Below are 15,746 nucleotides of genomic sequence, written 5' to 3' on the forward strand. Positions count from 1 at the left end.
GCCCCTCGGCCTGGCCTGGCCCGGCCCAGCCCGGAAAGCAAAAAGCCGCCAGCGCGGAGCGGGCGGCTTGCGGGCGATGGCCTGCGGGAAAGCTCAGTCCACTTTCAGGCCGATGGCTTTCACCAGTTCGCCGAAGCGCTCGCGCTCGGTGGCGTGGCGGTCGATGAAGGCCTTGCGGCTCAGGGGCGCGGGCGTGGCGCCCAGGGTGAGGATGACGTCGTTGACGTTCTTTTGCTCCAGCGCCTTGGCCACGGCAGTGCGAACGGCCTCGATCACCGATTCGGGCGTGCCCGTGGGCGCGTAGATGCCGAACAGCGTGTCCGCATCAAAGCCCGGCAGGCCGCTTTCGGCCAGCGTGGGCACGTTGGGGTACTGCGGCGAGCGGTGCGGGCTGCCGATGGCCAGCAGGCGCAGCTTGCCGGCCTCGACCTGCTTGAGGCCCGGACCCGGGTCGAACCAGAACTGCAGCTGCCCGCTGAGCACGTCGCTGAGCGCCGGGCCCGCGCCCTTGTAGGGGGCGTGCACGGCATCGACACCGGCCATGCGCTTGAACATCTCGCCGGCCAGGTGCGGCGAGCTGCCCTGGCCCGGCGAGCCGTAGGACAGCTTGCCGGGGTTGGCCTTCAGGTGCTTGATGAACTCGGCCACGTTGGTGGCGGGCACGGCGGGATTGGTCTCCAGGAACACATGCACGCGCGCCACGGCAGCCACGGGCGTCAAGTCCTTTTCGGGATTGAAGGCCAGCTTGCTGTAGATCATCGGGTTGATGGTGATGGCCCCGCCCGAGCTGAGCAGCAGCGTGTAGCCATCCTTGGGCGCGCGCACGGTTTCGCTGATGCCGATGTTGCCGCCCGCGCCGGGCTTGTTGTCCACCACCACCGACTGGCCCAGCACCTGGGACATGGTGGGCGTGATGGCGCGCGCCAGCACATCGGCCGCGCCGCCGGGCGCGAAGTTCACCACCAGGCGCACGGGGCGCTCGGGCCATTTGTCGCCGGCCTTCTGCGCCAGCGCAGGGACCGAGGCCGTCGCGCCCAGCAGGGCCAGCAGGCCCAGGCGGCGCCAGCGGCTGAAGGGATTTGTCTTGTGCATGAGCTATGTCTCCTTGGGTTATGAGTTCTTGAAAACGGTGAGGGCGCCTGAAGCAGCAGCGGCGCAACGGCGCAAAGATCAATCCAGCCGTATGCCCGCCGACTCGATGACTTGGCCCCAGCGCCGGCTTTCGCTGCGCCAGTAGTCACGCATCTGGGCGGGCGTGCCGGGCAGCGGCTCCAGTGACAGCGCCTCGAAACGCGCCAGCACGGCAGGCGAGCGCAGCGCCTGCTGCAGCGCCACGGACCAGGCCTGTACGGTGGCGTCGTCCGTGCCTGCGGGTGCGACCAGGCCCTGCCAGGCATGGGCCTCGAAGTCCTTCACGCCCTGCTCGGCCAGCGTGGGCACGCCCGGGTGGCTCTTGAGCCGCTCGGCGCTGGCCACGCCGATGACGCGCAGCTTGCCGGCCGCAATGTGCTGGGCCGCCGCCGCGCTGTCGGCCAGCATGAAGGGGATCTGGCCGCCGATCACGTCGATCAGGGCCGGCCCCGCGCCGCGATAGGGCACATGGGACATCTTCAGGCCCAGGCGCTGCGACAGCAGTTCGGTGGCCAGGTGGTGGGGCGTGCCCAACCCCGGGCTGCCGTAGCTGACGGGGCCTGGCTGGGCCTTCACCCACTGCGTGAACTCCTGCAGGTTGTGCACCGGCAGCTGGTTGCCGACCACGAGGAACAGCGGAAAGCGCGCCAGCAGGCCGATGGGCACGAAGTCCTTCTCGGCGTTGTAGGCCAGCTTGCGAAACAGGTGGGGGTTGGCCGCCAGCGTGGCGAAGTCGGCCGTGAAGACCAGGCTGCCCAGTTCGCGCGTGCGCGCCGCGTATTCGGCGGCGATGTTGGTGCCGGCCCCGGGCTTGTTCATGACGACCACGGTGCGGCCCAGGGCCTTGCCAAAGGACTCGCCCACGGTGCGCGCCACGGCGTCCGAGCCGCCGCCTGCGGCAGAGCCCACCACCCATTCGACGGGCTTGCCGGTCTGGGCGTGTGCCGTGCCCATGCCCAGCAGGGGCGGGGCGCCTATGGCCAGTGCGGCCTTGAGTGCTTGTCTGCGCAGCATCTTGTCTCCTTCTTGTAGTGGCTCGTTTTGCCTTGAGCGCGTTCAGCGCGGTGCGACGGCGCCCGCGTTCTCCGACAGGCTGACCAGTGCATGCAGCGTGCGCGTCACGGGCACGGCAATGCCCAGGCGGTCGGCCACCTGCAGCACGGCGCCGTGGATGGCGCCCGTCTCGGTGGCACGGCCGGCCAGCAGGTCCTGCAGCATCGAGGGCTGGTGGCCCCGGTGGTGGTCCAGCGCATCGCGCACGGCCGCGCCCACGCGCTCGGCGCTGGCGGCGACGCCATGGGCATGGGCGACGGACAGCACCTCGTCCAGCACGCGCTGCAGCAGGGCCTCGCCCTGCGGATTGGCCAGTCCGTCCACGGTCTGGCGCGTCACGGCACACACGCCGTTGAAGGCGGCATTGAAGGCCAGCTTTTCCCAGATGGCTTCCTGCACCTGCGGGTCGATGCGGCAATGCATGCCTGCGCGGTTGAGGTCGTCCGCCAGCAGGTCGAAGACCGCGCTGCGCTGGCCATCGCAAGGCATGAAGCGGATACCGCCCTGCCCCATGGAGCTGACCTCGCCCGGCGACATCACGCGCGCAGGCCAGGTGGTCACGCCCACGGCGATGCGTTCGAGCGGCACCATTTCACGCAACACATCGGCATGGCCTATGCCGTTTTGCAGGCTCAGGAAATGCGTGTCCGGCCCGATGAGGTGGGCGATGCCCTGCAGTGCAGCGCGCGTATGGGCCGACTTGGTGAAGACCAGCCACAGCGCGGGCCCCGCCGTGAGCTGCTCGGCCCGCGCGGCCTGCACGCGGGCCTGCAGCAGCCCCTCATCGGTGTGGCAGCGCGCGCCATCGCGGTTCAGGGCCTGCAGCAGCTCGTCGTTCACATCGACCAGGGTCACGTCCAGGCCGATGCGGGCCAGCCGCGCCCCAAACAGGGTGCCCATGGCGCCTGCGCCGAGGATGCCTATGCTTCTTGTGTTTTCCATGGCTTTGTCTCCTGTCCCGGGGCCTGCGCTCAGGCGACCTCGACCTCGACCACGATGGGCTTGGGATGGGCCAGCGCGCGGGCCAGCACATCGGCCAGCTCGGCCGCGTTCTCCACATGCACGCCGTCGCAGCCCTGGCCACGGGCGAGTGCCACGAAGTCGATGTCGGGCAGTTCCGTGCCCTCGACCTTCTCGCCCTCGCGGTAGCCGAAGACATGGGCGAAGTCCTGCAGCGCCGCATAGCGGCGGTTCTTGAGGATCACGAAGCTGATGGGCAGGCGCAGCTGGGCTGCACTCCAGAGGGCCTGGATGGCGTACATGGCCGAGCCGTCGCCGATGACGGCGACCACCTTGGCCTCGGGCTGCGCCAGCGCCACGCCCACGGCGGCCGGCATGCTGTGGCCCAGGCCGCCGCTGCACATGGTGTAGAAGGTGCCCGAATGGAAGATGGGCAGGTAGGTCTGGATGGTGGAGCGCGAGCTGGGCGCCTCTTCCACCACGATGCTGTGGCGGTCTCGCACCTGGGCCAGCGTGTGCATGGCAAAGGCCACCGACATGCGCTCGCCTGCGGCGGGCGCGGCCGGCACGGGCGCTGCGGGCCGGGGTGCGGGCGCCTGGCGCGGTGCGGGTGCGGGGCGCTGCAGCAGCTCCTCCACGCCCATGCGCACATTGCCCACGGCAGCCGTGCCCACGGGGGCCCAGGCGGCAATGGCCGGGTCCTCGATCAACTGGTAGAGCGCCGTGCCTTCGGGGATGTGCGGGCCCTCGCCTTCCACGTGGTAGGTGAAGGCGGCCGCGCCCACGGCGAAGACCACGTCATGGCCGGACAGCAGCTGCACGATGCGCTCGCGCATGGCGGGCAGGAAGCCGGCGAACAGCGGATGGTCCTCGGGGAAGCTGCAGCGCCCGCTCATGGGGGCCACGAAGACGCGGGCCTGGTGGCGCTCGGCCAGCGCGACCACGGCATCCCAGCCCTGGGCCCGGTCCACGGCCGCGCCCACGACCAGGGCCGGGGCACGCGCGGCGTCCAGCGCCTGGCCGATGAGGTCCAGCGTGCGCGGATCGGGCCGCGTCTCGAAGCCCACATGGCGCAGCGTGACGGGCTCGGCCGGCTTGTCCCAGTCATCGGCGGGAATGGAGACCAGCACGGGGCCGCGCGGCTCCTGCATGGCGATGTAGTAGGCGCGCGCCAGCGCCTGGGGCACGTCTTCGGCGCGCGCGGGCTCGCAGCTCCACTTCACATAGGGCTTGGGCAGCTCGGCGGCCTGGCTGGAGTGCAGGAAGGGGTCGAACTGCAGCAGCGAGCGCGCCTGCTGGCCCGCCGTGATCACCAGGGGCGTGCGGTTCTTGAAGGCCGTGAAGATGTTGGCCATGGCGTGGCCCACGCCCGCGGCCGAGTGCAGGTTCACGAAGCTGGCATTGCGCGTGGCCTGGGCGTGGCCGTCGGCCATGCCCACGACCACGGTTTCCTGCAGGCCCAGCACATAGGAGAAGTCTTCGGGGTAGTCGCGGAACAGCGGCAGCTCGGTCGAGCCCGGGTTGCCGAAGATGCGCGTCATGCCCAGCTCGCGCAGCATGGCGATCACGGCATGGCGCACGGTGTAGGTCGCGGTGGAGGGGGAAGTCTGGGCGGGCTGGCTGCGGGGAGTGGTGGGTGCTTGCAAGATGGGGTCTCCTGGGGAATGGGCCGGCCGCCCGGTGCGTGCCGCGCGGTGGCCATGGAAGTCGGTGCCCATGGTGCAGGCGCTTATGATTTCCAGCAATTGAATAAACTATCTAAGAGATATTCACCAAATGGATATCAAGAACCTGGACCTCAACCTGCTGCGCGTCTTCGACGCCGTGTACCGCCACTGCAGCGTCAGCCGCGCGGCCGAGGAGCTGGGCATGTCCCAGCCCGCCGCCAGCCAGGCCGTGACGCGGCTGCGCCTGCTGCTGGGCAATCCGCTGTTCGAGCGCGCGCACGCAGGCGTGCGCCCCACGCCGCGTGCCGAGCGCCTGGCGCTGGCCGTGCGCCAGGCGCTGGAGGTGCTGGAAGTCGCCATGTCCGAGGCCCAGAGCTTCGAGCCGCTGCAGGCGCGCCAGCGCTTTCGCATCCACCTGAGCGACATCGGCGAGGCGCGCTTTCTGCCGCCGCTGATGCAGGCGCTGCACCAGCGCGCCCCGCATGTGCAGCTGGAGACCCTGCCCATGCCGCTGGACGGCATTGCCGATGCGCTGGACCGGGGCACGCTGGACATCGCCATCGGCTTTCTGCCGGGTGGCACGCGGACCCGGCAGACCGTGCTGCTGTCCGACCACTACGGCGTGCTGCTGCGCAGCGGCCACCCCGCGCTGGCGCACCTGCCCGAAGACGCGCCACTGGCGCTGGCCACGCTGCGCCAGCTGGACTTTGCCGCGGTGCGCTCGCACTCGGAAACCCTGCGCATCCTGCAGGCGCTGCGGCTCGATGAGCGCATCCGCCTGTCGGCCGCACACTTCATGGCCGTGCCCTCCATCGTGGGCAAGACCGACCTGGCGGTGATCATGCCGGCCGAGATCGCGTCCGGCTTTGTCGAGCGCGGCGGCTATGCGGTGCGCGATGCCGACCTGCCCGATCACCGCTTCGACGTGTCGCTGCACTGGAGCTGGCGCTTCGAGCAGGAACCGGCCAAGCGCTGGCTGCGCGAGCTGGTCTGCGAGCTGTTCCAGCAGCCTCGGCACCGCGAGGCCGCCGCGCACTGAAGGGCCGGCCGTCACGGGCATGACTTGCGGGCTGCCAACACTAGAGCGTGTTATGCACTTTTACGTGCCCGCGAAAGCCGGGAAAGGGGTCCGGAACGAGGCGTAGCACGCGCCGCGGTTGCCACACCGCAAGCGGGCTGCAACGAAGGGCCGGGCCCCTTTCCCGGCTTTCCCTTCGGGTTGGCTCTGCGCGCAGGCGCTCGCGGCGTTGCAGCGCTTGCCAAGGCATGAGCCTTGGCGGCGCGCTGCGCCTTGCGATCACCAGCGCGCAGAGCCAACGCGGGTACTTAAAAGTGCATAACACGCTCTAGGCAGCCTGGCCTGCCGACTCAGTTTCGTCTAAGAAACCGGCGCCAGACTAGTCCCTGCGCCGACAAGGGCACGCGGCCGGCCGCGCCGAAGATGGGCACCGGCCTGTTTCATCCACTCTCCAGGAAAGACTCACCATGCAACTCAAGGACAAGGTCGCCTTCATCACCGGCTCGGCCAGCGGCATCGGCAAGGAGATCGCCACGCTGTTCGCCAGCGAAGGCGCGCGCATCGTCATTGCCGACCTCAACAAGGAGGCAGCCGACGCCACGGCGGCCGAGCTGCGCGCCACGGGTGCCCAGGCCATGGGCGTGGCCGTGGACGTGACCGACGAGGCCCAGGTCAACGCCTCGGTCGAGGAGGCCGCCCGGGCCTTCGGCGGCATCGACATCCTGGTCAGCAATGCCGGGATACAGATCGTGCATCCGGTGGAGGAATTCAGCTTTGCCGACTGGAAGAAGATGCTGGCCATCCACCTGGACGGCGCCTTCCTCACCACGCGCGCCTGCCTCAGGCACATGTATGCGCAGGGCCGCGGCGGCAGCGTTATCTACATGGGATCGGTGCACTCCAAGGAGGCATCGCTGCTCAAGGCGCCCTATGTCACGGCCAAGCACGGCCTGATCGGGCTGGCCAAGACCGTGGCCAAGGAAGGCGCCAAGCACGGCGTGCGCGCCAATGTGATCTGCCCGGGCTTCGTGCGCACGCCGCTGGTGGACAAGCAGATTCCCGAGCAGGCCCGCACGCTGGGCATCAGCGAGGACGAGGTCATCAAGAACGTGATGCTCAAGGAAACCGTGGACGGCGAGTTCACCACCACCGAGGACGTGGCCCGCGTGGCCCTGCTGTTCGCGGGCTTCCCCAGCAATGCGCTGACCGGCCAGTCGCTGGTGGTCAGCCACGGCTGGTTCATGCAGTAAGTCGCCAATCGGCCCTTCTCTGGCTCTTCTCTGGCTCTCAATCGGCCTTCAGGCCCAGCGCCCGGGACACGGCCGCATAGCGGTCGATGTCCGCCGCGATCAGCGCCTGGAATTGGCCCGGTGTCTGCCGCGCCAGGGTGTAGCCCTGGTCGCGCAAGCCAGCGCTGACGGTGGGATCGGCCAGCGCCTGCTCCAGCGTGTCATGCAATGCCTGCACCGTGGCCCGGGGCGTGGCGGCAGGTGCCAGCAGGCCGTGCCACTGCTCCACCGCAAAGCCCGGCAGGCCGCGCTCGGCCACCGTGGGAACGCCGGCCAGCTGCGGCAGTCGCTGCGGCGCCGTGACGGCCAGGGCGCGCACGCGGCCTGCAGCGATCATGGCCGCAGCACTGCTGGCCGTGACCATGCCCGCCGCCACCTGGCCTGCCGCCACGGCCGTGATGGCCGGGCCGCAGCCCTTGTAGGGCACATGCTGGACAAATCGCTTCGCCTCCCGGGCCAGCATCTCGCCGGCCAGGTGCTGGGGCGTGCCGTTGCCGCAGGAGGCGAACAGCAGCGGCCGTTCCTGGCGCGCCTGGGCCAGCGCATCCTCCAGCGTCTGCAGCGCGCTGTCCGCAGGCACGACCAGCACCGAGGCGATGGAGCCGGCGTTGAACACCGCCGTGAAGTCCTTGCGCGGGTCGAAATCCAGGCGTTCGTAGACACCGGGGTTGATGGCGAACGAGCTGTTGGCCATCAGCAAGGTGCTGCCGTCCGCTGCGGCCTGGGCCACGGCATGGGCGCCGATGTTGCCGCTGGCGCCGGGACGGTTCTCCACCACCACGGTCTGGCCCAGGCGCTGCTGCAGCTGCTCGCCCAGGCGCCGCGCCAGCAGGTCCGTGCCGCCGCCCGGCGGAAACGTCACGACGATGGTGATGGGCCGCTCCAGGCGCGTGCCGGCCTTGCCCGGCGCCGCCAGCCACAGCCCCGATGCGCCCGCCAGCAGCGCGCAGGCCGCCAGCGTCCAGAGTCTCCGTCGCTTCAAGGTACACCCTTCAAAAAACATGGCAACTGCTCCACTGGGCTAGCTGCAAAAAACCGGCGCAGCCCAACTCAGGGACACCGAGCAAGGGCCTGAGCCGGCCGCGCCGCCCCGCAGCCAGGGTGTCGCCGGTTGCCCGGACGCCCCCCTCCCGCGCAGCGAGAGAGGGCGCCGTGCACACGGGGGAAGCCGCGCAGCGGCTCAGGGGGTGCCTCATTTCAGGTGTCAAGGCCGATGTCGAGAACCCGGGCGCTGTGCGTGATCCAGCCCACGGCGATCTGGTCCACGCCGGTCTCGGCCACGGCGCGCGCCGTCTCGGGCGTGATGCGGCCCGAGGCTTCGGTCACCGCGCGCCCGCGCGCCATGGAGACGGCCGTGCGCAGCGTGTTCAGGTCCATGTTGTCCAGCAGCACCACTTCCACGCCCAGCGACAGCGCCACCTCCAGCTGCTCCAGCGTGTCCACCTCCAGCTGGATCTGCACCATGTGGCCCACGCCTGCGCGCGCCCGGGCCAGGGCTTCGGCCACGCCGCCGGCCAGCGCGATGTGGTTGTCCTTGATCAGCACGGCATCGTCCAGGCCGAAGCGGTGGTTGCTGCCGCCCCCCACGCGCACCGCGTACTTCTGCAGCGCGCGCAGGCCCGGCATGGTCTTGCGCGTGCAGGTCACGCGTGCGCCCGTGTCGGCGATGGCCCGCGCGATCGATGCCGTGGCCGTGGCCACGCCGCTCAGGTGGCACAGGTAGTTGAGCGCCACGCGCTCGGCGGTGAGGATGGCGCGCGCGCTGCCGTGGATGCGCGCGATCTCCTGGCCGGGCGCCAGTTCGCTGCCATCGCGCAGCACCGGCTCGAAACGCGACTGCGCATCCAGCGCACGGAACGCCAGCCGCGCCATGTCCAGCCCGGCCAGCACGCCCTCCTGGCGCGCCACCAGGCGCAGTTCGGCCTGTGCGTCGGCAGGAACAATGGCATCCGTTGTCAGGTCGCCCGCGCGGCCCAGGTCCTCCAGCAGGGCCGAGCGCACCAGCGGCTCCAGCATCAGGTCGGGCAGCGGCGGCACAGGCAGGCGGGCACTGAGGGCATTGGCAATATTAATGCTCATTTTGAGTATATGTAGGTCAAAAAAATGTGGCGCGCGGCCTTGCGGGCTTGAGCGAGGAACTTATGCTAGATACGAGCATAAGTGCTGTCAAGCCATTGTCACAATCGGGCAAGTGCCGTGCAGCTCAGGGGGAACCGTCGATGCCCTTGGCCAGCGGCAGCTTGCTGCCGGAGATGGCCCGCTCCAGCAGCACATCGCTGCGAAAGCGGAACAGCTTGGCCGGCCGGCCCGCCGAGCCCACCGTGAGCTGGCCGGTCTCCTCGACCAGATCCTGCTGCTCGATCAGGCGGCGGAAGTTCTGCTTGTGCAGCCCGCGCCCGGCCAAGGCCTCCACCGTCTGCTGCAGCTGCAGCAGCGTGAACTCGGGCGGCATCAGCTCGAACACCACGGGCCGGTACTTGATCTTGGCGCGCAGCCGCGCCATGCCCGTGGCCAGGATGCGGCGGTGGTCGTGGTGCATGGCCTCGCCAGGCAGCATGGCGGCCGCGCCATGGACGCGGTGGGCCGCCTCCTGCACCAGTCCGGCCTCGTACAGCAGCTCGTAGCGCTGCAGCACCATGTCCTCGTTCCAGGGCCCGCCGTCCAGGCCGAAGGCGATGTCCGCGCGCTGGCGCCGCAGCGCACGCTGGGCGCCGCGCGCCTCGGCCATCCAGGCATGCAGGCGCGGAGCGATGTGGGAGCGCAGCAGGGCCGGCTCGCCGCCGCGCCAGTCTTCCCAGGGAAAGTAGCGGTACCAGTCCTGCCAGACGGCCTGCCCCGCGCTGCGGTCGGCAGACTCGCGCGTCAGCCCCAGGTAGCTGACCGAGATCACGCGCGCCCCGCTGGCATCGGTGCGATCGCCATCGGCAAAGGTGTAGAGCTGCTCCATGTAGCCCAGCGGGTGATGGGTCTGCTCCTCCACCCAGGCGCGCAGGCCGGCCTGCAGCGAACGGTGCCCCACCTCGAACGGCCCCGCCGGCAGCAACTGCCCGTCCGCCGTGGTCAGCACGCGCGGCGTGCCCTGGGTCACCGCCGCCAGCACGGCAACGAGTTCGGCATGGATGGGAGAGGCTGCGGGACTGGTGGGGTGGGGCACGAAGGTGAGGGAGGTCGGTTGGCGGGATGGGTGATTATGGTGGGTTGAAGGGGCGGCTTCGAGCCCGGCACAGCAGACCGCCACGGGCCATCGGACGGTCAAATTCAACCTGTTGAGCGCTGGCGTGTTTTTCTATCGCATGACTACCCGCGGCGTTCGAGCTGTCGCAGGTACTTTTCCAGCAGTTCAGCGGTGTGCTCATTCATGCCCGCCTCCCAGCTCGCGCTCGATCTGTTCGATGCTTGGCAGGCTGCTTTGCAGGGTTTCCGGCAAGGCACGGGTGAGCTCGAAACCGGAAACGCCGATGGGCTTGTCCACGCCGCGCAGCGCATACTCGGCCAGCACGTGATTGGGTTTCTGGCACAGGATCAAACCGATGGTGGGTTGGTCGGTTGCGTGTCGCAACCTGTCGTCCACAACGTTGCAGTAGAAGTTCATCTTGCCCGCGTATTCCGGCTTGAAATCGCCCCGCTTGAGGTCGATGACCACGTAGCAACGCAGCTTGAGATGGTAGAACAGCAGGTCTATGTAGAAATCGTCTCCGCCAAGGTCCAGGTGGTATTGGCGCCCCACAAAGGCGAAGCCCTGGCCCAGCTCCAGGAGAAATTTTTCCAGATGGGTGATCAGACCGGTTTCCAACTCACGCTCATGGAAACCTGATTCCAGCGTCAGGAAGTCGAACAGGTAAGGGTCCTTGAGCGTTTGCTGTACCAGGTCGGAATCCGGCGGAGGCAGGCGCAAGGCGAAGTTGCTGGCAGCTCTGCCTTGTCGCAGGTGCGCGGCTGTCTCGATCTGCATCAGCAGGACACTGCGGCTCCATCCGTTTTCGATGGCTGCGCACATGTACCAATGGCGTGCGCCCGGCTCCTTGACCTTGGCGATCAGCTCGGCATGGTGGCCCCACGGCAGGGACAGCAGAACATCAGGAGCAAACACCTGTGCTCCATCTGCCGCCACCCCCGGCGCCAGGCGGCTTTGTGCCACAGCCTGTGGCACTTTTTCGCTGGGGGCAAGTTGTGCCACGGCCTGTGGCACTTTCTCTGTGCTCCCGGCTGTGGCAGCCAGAGAGGGATACTCGCGATAAAAAGCCAGCATGCGCTTGATGTTGCGCTCGGAAAAACCTTTTTCCTCCGGCAGTTCGTTGTGCAGATCCTTGGCCAGCCGAGGGATGACTGCGGCACCCCAGCCTTCCCGTTTCTGGCGCTGGTCGATCAGTGCCCCGATATCCCAATACAGGCGGATCAATTCGGCATTGACCGCCAGCATGGCCCGCGTCTGGGCATGGCGGACACGCTGCTTGATATCGGCCAGCAGCGCCGGATAGTCGGCGGGCAGGTGGGTGCTCATACTGCGCCCCCGCTGGTGGCCCTGAGTGCGGCCGGAGAGAATTCTTCGCGCACCTCGGTCCGTGCGTCACATCCAGCCTTTTCCATAGCCTGCGTGATGAGCTTGGTACAGATATCGCGTTCGCCAAGCGCCTGCTTATCCATAGGACGTGATTCCTTTCTTGCTGGCGTTACCTTGCTCGGGCCTGTCTTTTCACCCTGTCGGGTGACGACGGGTCATCTTACGGCGCTCGCTCCGAAACAGCCTGGGCCTCTGCAGAGCGATCCGGCACGATCGGAAGCTCAATGTCCAGCCCCCCCGGAGCATCTGCCTTGCATTCCCGAAGAAGAGTTCGGCACGGATGGGAGGGGCTGCGGAACTGGAGGGTGGAGGCGGTCGGTTGGCGGGATGGATGACTATGGTGGGTTGAAGGCGCCGGTCTGCCCACGGTCAGGCGTGCGCGTTCACACGGCCGCCGAGGTGCTGGTCCACCATGGCCTTGGCCTGTCCCAGGCTGCAGCCATGCTCACTCTGGCAGGCCCTGATGGCCGCCATCTTCTGCAGGGGATCGGCGGCAAGGGTGCGCCAGTCGATCTTTGCGGGCTCTTGCACCAGGCCGGGCTGCGTGCTGCCCTCGTCCGATGAACACACTTCCCAGCGCGCCACGACGGGAAAGGAAAGGTCCACGGCGGGCAGCCGGTCCAGTTCGGCCGCCAGTTCATCTTGTGAAATCAATGAAGCCACCTGGCGAACACGCGCCCGGGGCCCGTCGCGCCAAGGCCTGATCTCCAAGGGACGCCGGCAGAAATCCTGCAGATAGCCACCCAACTCCTGCGTCATGAAGCGCGTGGTCTGTGCGACATCGGCCCGCAACAATTGCAAAGCCTCCGGCTCCGAGAATTCATCCAGCTGATCGCTCAGGTCCGCAAAGGCCTGCAGAAATCCCGCGCAGACAAAGTCATCGAAGCAGGCGTGCGAAAGGCTGCTGGCCTCGTCATCGTGCAACACCAGCGCCACGCCCACGCCATGCGTGTCCAGCGGCGTCAGGCACCAGGCATCGCCGGCGCCCGACTGGGCGAATGGCAAAAAGCGCCTGCCGTTCTGCGCGGAAGGATTGAGCCAGCCCTCAATGATTTCCCGGCTGGCTTCGGCGTCTATCCATTCGAAGTCCTGCCAACTCATGAACAAGGGCGGGTCCTGCAGGCAGCGCTGGCGCCAGGTATCAGCCCAATCCGGGCCGTAGTGGGTCTTTCCCGATGCCAGAAATTCCTTCAACAGTGGCGGCAAGGCAATGCCGGTCTGGGTGGAGAGCGTTTCGTAGTCAATCATCGGGTTCATCCCACATCCATATGCAGCCTATGCTCGCCGCAACGCACGCACCGGAAAAGGCAGCCTGAAATCATGCCGTCCTTGGACATCCGCTCCAGCATCCACTGGGCATCCTTTTTGTAGATGCCTTCCATGTCGGGCAGGACTTCAGCAAGGAAAGGCTCGACGGCCTGCCTGTCGGCGTGACCCAGGAAGACACAGGGCTCGTTGCAGTGCGTGAGCCACACGGGCTGCTGCCAGGCCCTGTAGCCGGGCGTGCGCAGCGCTACTTCCAGCAGCAGCTCCCTGGCAATGGCGGGCTCCGGGTCTGCCGGATCAGGCGACACGCCTTCGATATCGGTGTATCCCACAAGTTCGCCGTCGTATGTCTCGCAAGACTGCCCGCTGGCAATGCACCAGGGACACAGGTAGTCGGGGCTTTGCTGGCTGTAGAACGGGCCTTCGTACTTGAGGCTGCGCCTCTTTCCGCAGCATGAGCACACCCCCTCTTCCTGCTCGAAGACGGTTTCATAGGCACCGGGATGGAATCTGAAATGCGGGCGGTCCATTTCAAGGTCTCTCTTTCCCCAATGGAAAGACGCCATTGTCCATGGACGTTCGGTGCGTGGGACTGAATCGATCCAGACATGAAAAAACCGCGCAAAAGCGCGGTTTCCTGAGGTGGGCGAGAACTGCTTTTCAGCAGTTCTGCCGCGGCATCCGTTGCCTCAGACGTTGAACAGGAAGTTCATCACGTCGCCATCCTTGACGACATATTCCTTGCCTTCGGCGCGCATCTTGCCCGCGTCCTTGGCGCCCTGCTCGCCCTTGAAGGCGATGAAGTCGTCGAAGGCGATGGTCTGGGCGCGGATGAAGCCGCGCTCGAAGTCGCCGTGGATGACGCCTGCGGCCTGGGGGGCGGTGTCGCCGACCTTGATGGTCCAGGCGCGCACTTCCTTGACGCCGGCCGTGAAGTAGGTCTGCAGGCCCAGCAGGCCGAAGCCGGCGCGGATCAGGCGGTTCAGGCCCGGTTCTTCCAGGCCCAGTTCCTGCAGGAACATGTCGCGGTCCTCGTCGCTCATCTCGGCCATTTCAGCCTCGATCTTGGCGCAGATGGCCACGACGGGAGCGCCCTGCGCCTCGGCATAGGCCTTGAGGCTGTCGAGCAGCGGGTTGTTCTCGAAGCCGTCTTCGCTGACGTTGCCCACGAACATGGCGGGCTTGGCGGTGATCAGGCAGAACTGCTTGAGCAGGGGCGCGTCTTCCTTGGAGACGGGAACCGTGCGTGCGGGCTTGCCCTGGTCCAGGGCAGCCTGGATGGGGGTCAGCAGCGCCACCAGCTTGGCGGCTTCCTTGTCGTTGCCCGACTTGGCGGCCTTGCTGTAGCGGTTCAGCGCCTTCTCGACGGTGGCCAGGTCGGCCAGGCACAGCTCGGTCTGGATGACCTCGATGTCGGCGATGGGGTCCACCTTGTTGGCCACGTGGATGACGTTCGGGTCTTCGAAGCAGCGCACCACGTTGACGATGGCGTCGGTTTCGCGGATGTGGGCCAGGAACTGGTTGCCCAGGCCTTCACCCTTGGAGGCGCCGGCCACCAGGCCGGCGATGTCCACGAATTCGACGATGGCCGGGACGATGCGCTCGGGCGTGATGATGTCGGCCAGCTTCTGCAGGCGCGGATCGGGCACTTCCACCACGCCGGTGTTCGGCTCGATGGTGCAGAAGGGATAGTTCTCGGCGGCGATGCCGGCCTTCGTCAGCGCGTTGAAGAGAGTGGACTTGCCCACATTGGGCAGGCCCACGATGCCGCATTTGAGGCTCATGGCAGGGCTTTCTACAGGGATTCTGGGGACAAACCCCGTATTTTAGTCAACCGGGCATTTCCTGTCGTTTCAGGCGAACTGCCAGTCGCCGGCCACGGACTGGCCAACAGCCAGTTCAGCCCCGTCGTGCAGGCCTTCCAGCACGGCATTCATGCCGAAGGTGATGGCACCATCGACACGGTCGTCCTGGCGGTAGGTACGGATGGCATCACCCACGGCGGTGCCCTGCACGGCCGTGACGGGGTCGATGTCGGGAATGGGGCAGCGTGTGCAGGGCTTGGCCATGCGCAGCCGCAGGCCCCGGGCATCGAGCACGTCGAACCCGTCGACCCGGTCCTCGTCGTGGGCCTCGAGGCCCTCGATCACGATGTTCGGTCGGAAGCGGCGGGCATCGACGGCGGGCTGGCCGGCGGCCTGCAGGCGCTGGTTGAGCTCATCCACGGCCGCCTGGCTCAGCACCAGCAGCGGGTAGCCGTCCGCAAAGTGCACGGGCGCGGCCTCGCCGCCTGTCCAGCGCTCGCTGGTGCGGCGCGGCGCGGCCGGGTCGAAACGCACCAGGGCGCAATCCGCGCCCAGGGCCTGGGTCAGCCAGCGCGCTGCCTCCGGCCCCATGTCCCAGGCCTGGACCCCATCCGACCAGACGCGCGCCTGGCGCACCGGGCCCGTGGCCTGCAGCGGGATGCGCAGGGGCGGGAGCTGGGGGAAATGCAGAACCAGGTGGCCGGCCTCCAGCTCGGGGCGTATCCAGGCCATGCGCGGATGGTCGCGCTGGGTCAGGAATTCGCCGTTGGCATCGACCACCATCCAATGGCGGTCCCAGGCCAGGCCCGTGGCGCCGACGCCGCTGCTTTGCAGCGCGATGCCCGCGCAGGATTTGACGGGATATACCCACAACTGGGCAATGCGGCCCTGCACGTCTCTTTCTTGGTCAAACATCGGATAGCTCTTTTTGGGGAAATCTGGAGTGTGTATGCCATCCATGGCGCGAATGGCGCCATGCGATGGGCGGCAATATGC

14 protein-coding genes are annotated in these 15,746 nt (G+C 67.6%); 2 read left to right on the top strand and 12 right to left on the bottom strand.

All coding sequences use genetic code 11. The features are described from left to right. Positions 1–93: 93 nt before the first annotated feature. From U6958_RS28725 to mdlC, 4 genes are all read right to left on the bottom strand, one after another. Entirely contained in the window at positions 94–1,092 is a 999-nt protein-coding gene (locus U6958_RS28725) for a tripartite tricarboxylate transporter substrate binding protein (RefSeq protein ID WP_074922771.1), read from the bottom strand. A gap of 78 nt (positions 1,093–1,170) precedes the next feature. Next, entirely contained in the window at positions 1,171–2,145 is a 975-nt protein-coding gene (locus U6958_RS28730; protein ID WP_074922770.1) for a tripartite tricarboxylate transporter substrate binding protein, read from the bottom strand. A 42-nt stretch (positions 2,146–2,187) separates the two neighbouring features. Next, positions 2,188–3,126 (bottom strand): ketopantoate reductase family protein, encoded by a 939-nt coding sequence (locus U6958_RS28735; RefSeq protein WP_074922769.1) that lies wholly within the window; start codon positions 3,124–3,126, stop codon positions 2,188–2,190. 29 nt (positions 3,127–3,155) lie between these two features. After that, positions 3,156–4,790: a benzoylformate decarboxylase gene (gene mdlC / locus U6958_RS28740; RefSeq protein ID WP_208607063.1), complete on the bottom strand. Its 1,635-nt coding sequence runs from the start codon at positions 4,788–4,790 to the stop codon at positions 3,156–3,158. Positions 4,791–4,920: 130 nt separating this feature from the next. On the opposite strand from mdlC, the gene U6958_RS28745 reads away from it, so the two are divergent. Both U6958_RS28745 and U6958_RS28750 read left to right on the top strand, forming a co-directional pair. Then, positions 4,921–5,850 (top strand): LysR family transcriptional regulator, encoded by a 930-nt coding sequence (locus tag U6958_RS28745; RefSeq protein ID WP_074922768.1) that lies wholly within the window; start codon positions 4,921–4,923, stop codon positions 5,848–5,850. Positions 5,851–6,296: 446 nt separating this feature from the next. Beyond that, complete coding sequence (locus U6958_RS28750; RefSeq protein ID WP_016453173.1) at positions 6,297–7,079, top strand: 3-hydroxybutyrate dehydrogenase; 783 nt, start codon at positions 6,297–6,299, stop codon at positions 7,077–7,079. Between the two features lie 37 nt (positions 7,080–7,116). Here U6958_RS28750 and U6958_RS28755 read toward each other — a convergent pair whose 3' ends face one another. From U6958_RS28755 to U6958_RS28790, 8 genes are all read right to left on the bottom strand, one after another. Beyond that, positions 7,117–8,121, bottom strand: a complete 1,005-nt coding sequence (locus tag U6958_RS28755; RefSeq protein WP_074922767.1) for a tripartite tricarboxylate transporter substrate-binding protein — start codon at positions 8,119–8,121, stop codon at positions 7,117–7,119. 194 nt (positions 8,122–8,315) lie between these two features. Next, positions 8,316–9,197 carry a carboxylating nicotinate-nucleotide diphosphorylase gene (gene nadC, locus U6958_RS28760; RefSeq protein WP_016453171.1) on the bottom strand — a complete coding sequence of 294 codons (882 nt, stop codon included), beginning with the start codon at positions 9,195–9,197 and terminating at the stop codon, positions 8,316–8,318. Between the two features lie 124 nt (positions 9,198–9,321). Next, complete coding sequence (locus U6958_RS28765; protein ID WP_013804059.1) at positions 9,322–10,272, bottom strand: NrtR DNA-binding winged helix domain-containing protein; 951 nt, start codon at positions 10,270–10,272, stop codon at positions 9,322–9,324. A gap of 198 nt (positions 10,273–10,470) precedes the next feature. Continuing rightward, positions 10,471–11,619, bottom strand: coding sequence for a YhcG family protein (locus U6958_RS28770; protein WP_016453170.1), 1,149 nt, complete (start codon positions 11,617–11,619; stop codon positions 10,471–10,473). 429 nt (positions 11,620–12,048) lie between these two features. Beyond that, complete coding sequence (locus U6958_RS28775; protein ID WP_143044607.1) at positions 12,049–12,936, bottom strand: SMI1/KNR4 family protein; 888 nt, start codon at positions 12,934–12,936, stop codon at positions 12,049–12,051. Continuing rightward, the gene (locus U6958_RS28780; protein WP_074922765.1) at positions 12,933–13,475 is read right to left on the bottom strand and encodes a CbrC family protein; all 543 of its coding nucleotides are present in this window, start codon (positions 13,473–13,475) and stop codon (positions 12,933–12,935) included. Before U6958_RS28780 ends, U6958_RS28775 begins: the two co-directional genes overlap by 4 nt. A gap of 159 nt (positions 13,476–13,634) precedes the next feature. Further along, a complete protein-coding gene (ychF, locus tag U6958_RS28785) occupies positions 13,635–14,729 on the bottom strand; it encodes a redox-regulated ATPase YchF (RefSeq protein ID WP_016447967.1) in 1,095 nt (364 codons plus the stop codon). A gap of 69 nt (positions 14,730–14,798) precedes the next feature. Then, on the bottom strand, positions 14,799–15,665 hold the full coding sequence (locus tag U6958_RS28790) for an MOSC domain-containing protein (protein ID WP_034399449.1): 867 nt from the start codon (positions 15,663–15,665) through the stop codon (positions 14,799–14,801). Between the last annotated feature and the right edge of the window lie 81 nt (positions 15,666–15,746).

Source organism: Delftia lacustris (assembly GCF_040267515.1).
GTDB classification, from domain to species: Bacteria; Pseudomonadota; Gammaproteobacteria; order Burkholderiales; family Burkholderiaceae_C; genus Comamonas; species Comamonas tsuruhatensis.

Bases quoted from the DNA above. Each gene is read 5' to 3' on its own strand.
- U6958_RS28725 (WP_074922771.1), bottom strand. From the start codon at position 1,092: ATGCACAAGACAAATCCCTTCAGCCGCTGGCGCCGCCTGGGCCTGCTG.
- U6958_RS28730 (WP_074922770.1), bottom strand. From the start codon at position 2,145: ATGCTGCGCAGACAAGCACTCAAGGCCGCACTGGCCATAGGCGCCCCG.
- U6958_RS28735 (WP_074922769.1), bottom strand. From the start codon at position 3,126: ATGGAAAACACAAGAAGCATAGGCATCCTCGGCGCAGGCGCCATGGGC.
- U6958_RS28745 (WP_074922768.1), top strand. From the start codon at position 4,921: ATGGATATCAAGAACCTGGACCTCAACCTGCTGCGCGTCTTCGACGCC.
- U6958_RS28750 (WP_016453173.1), top strand. From the start codon at position 6,297: ATGCAACTCAAGGACAAGGTCGCCTTCATCACCGGCTCGGCCAGCGGC.
- U6958_RS28755 (WP_074922767.1), bottom strand. From the start codon at position 8,121: ATGTTTTTTGAAGGGTGTACCTTGAAGCGACGGAGACTCTGGACGCTG.
- nadC (WP_016453171.1), bottom strand. From the start codon at position 9,197: ATGAGCATTAATATTGCCAATGCCCTCAGTGCCCGCCTGCCTGTGCCG.
- U6958_RS28770 (WP_016453170.1), bottom strand. From the start codon at position 11,619: ATGAGCACCCACCTGCCCGCCGACTATCCGGCGCTGCTGGCCGATATC.
- U6958_RS28775 (WP_143044607.1), bottom strand. From the start codon at position 12,936: ATGAACCCGATGATTGACTACGAAACGCTCTCCACCCAGACCGGCATT.
- U6958_RS28780 (WP_074922765.1), bottom strand. From the start codon at position 13,475: ATGGACCGCCCGCATTTCAGATTCCATCCCGGTGCCTATGAAACCGTC.
- ychF (WP_016447967.1), bottom strand. From the start codon at position 14,729: ATGAGCCTCAAATGCGGCATCGTGGGCCTGCCCAATGTGGGCAAGTCC.
- U6958_RS28790 (WP_034399449.1), bottom strand. From the start codon at position 15,665: ATGTTTGACCAAGAAAGAGACGTGCAGGGCCGCATTGCCCAGTTGTGG.